The organism is Actinokineospora sp. (assembly GCF_050699995.1).
Lineage (GTDB): Bacteria > Actinomycetota > Actinomycetes > Mycobacteriales > Pseudonocardiaceae > Actinokineospora.
Genome location: NZ_JBOHGC010000680.1, coordinates 1 through 1,361 on the forward strand (window position 1 = coordinate 1; position 1,361 = coordinate 1,361).

Consider the following 1,361-nt stretch of genomic DNA (forward strand, 5'->3'; position numbering starts at 1 on the left):
ACCGTGTTGAGCGACACCTTCCACCCGGCGGCGACGAGGTCCTCCCACACCCGCGGCGAGCCGTAGGTGCCTGGCGTTCCCCCCGAGTCGTCGAAGGACGCCTTCACCGCGGCGTCGACCTCGGCCCGACGCTGCTCACGGGCAGTCGGTGGGCGGTGGTGCCACTTGTAGAACCACGACTCGCTCACATCCAGCGCCCGACAGGACAGCGCGTGGGAAACGCCGTGCTCGGCCCTCTGGGCGGCGACGAACGATGCCACGGTCATCGCGTCGCCTCCTTGACCCACAGGACCACGGAGCGCTTGAGGACATCACGCTCCATGCGCAGCTCGGCGTTCTCCCGCTCGAGCTGGTGGAGGCGGGCACGCTCGTCGACGCTCAGACCTTCCTTGTCGCCGCGCTCGACCCGGTCCCGGTCGACCCAGTTGCCCAGCGTCCCGGGGTGGATCCCCAGGTCTCTGGCCTGGGCTTCCCCCGTTTTCGTGGAGGGCTGCTGATAGCTGGTCGAGCCTCTCATTCGCCCGCTCCCTGATGCCACCCGATCGGATCGAGGGCCGCAGAAGCGATCTGAGAGGGAGGTTTTCACGCCGCCCGGTTCGTTGGCGCCGATTCGGCGGCCCGCCGGGCGAGAACGGACTCGTAGACGACGGGCGGGAGCATCTCGGCCGAGCTGTGCCGACGCCGGGTGTTGTAGGCGTCGATGTAGGTGGCGACCTCGCGGCGGGCTTGGTCGCGGGTGGCGAAACGTCGGCGTGACAACAGCTCGTGCTCCAGTGTCGAGTTGAAGCTCTCGGCCGCTGCGTTGTCCAGGGCCGAGCCGACGCGGCCCATGGACTGCGTCACCGCCAAGGCGTCGCAGGCTCGGGCGAAGACATCGCCGGTGTACTCGGCGCCCTTGTCGGTGTGGAAGATGACGCCGGCGACGTTGCCACCGCGTACGGCGGCGGCCATGCACAGGGCGGCTCTGGCCAGCGCCGCGTCGTGGTGCTCGCCGAGGGCGAAGCCGGGCAGGCGTCGACTGGCGAGGTCCTCGACGGTGGCCAGGTAGAGCTTGCCCTCATCGGTAGGGATCTCGGTCAGGTCCCCGCACCAGCGCTGATTGACGGCCTCGGCGCCGAAGTCCCGGCGCAGAAGGTCAGGGACGGGTGCGGCCGCCTTGTCGGGGCGGGTCAACGAGCGCCGCTTTCGTTTCGGGCACCGGCCCTGCAGGCCCTGGCGGGCCATCGAGTCGGCCACCGTGTTGAGCGACACCTTCCACCCGGCGGCGACGAGGTCCTCCCACACCCGCGGCGAGCCGTAGGTGCCTGGCGTTCCCCCCGAGTCGTCGAAGGACGCCTTCACCGCGGCGTCGACCTCGGCCC

At 70.2% G+C, this 1,361-nt stretch carries 2 protein-coding genes and 1 pseudogene; all 3 read right to left on the reverse strand.

Features of this window, described 5'->3' with window-relative positions:
• A pseudogene (locus ACRDSQ_RS33415) lies at window positions 1-266 on the reverse strand (hypothetical protein); the annotation flags it as partial.
• Window positions 263-517 (reverse strand): transposase, encoded by a 255-nt coding sequence (locus tag ACRDSQ_RS33420; protein ID WP_431426734.1) that lies wholly within the window; start codon window positions 515-517, stop codon window positions 263-265. The pseudogene ACRDSQ_RS33415 and the gene ACRDSQ_RS33420, both read right to left, overlap by 4 nt.
• Before the next feature lie 65 nt (window positions 518-582).
• On the reverse strand, window positions 583-1,361 hold a 779-nt coding region (locus ACRDSQ_RS33425; protein ID WP_431426736.1), incomplete at its 5' end, for an IS3 family transposase.

Excerpts from the sequence above, each read along its gene's own strand:
- ACRDSQ_RS33420 (WP_431426734.1), bottom strand. The coding sequence starts at position 517 with ATGAGAGGCTCGACCAGCTATCAGCAGCCCTCCACGAAAACGGGGGAA.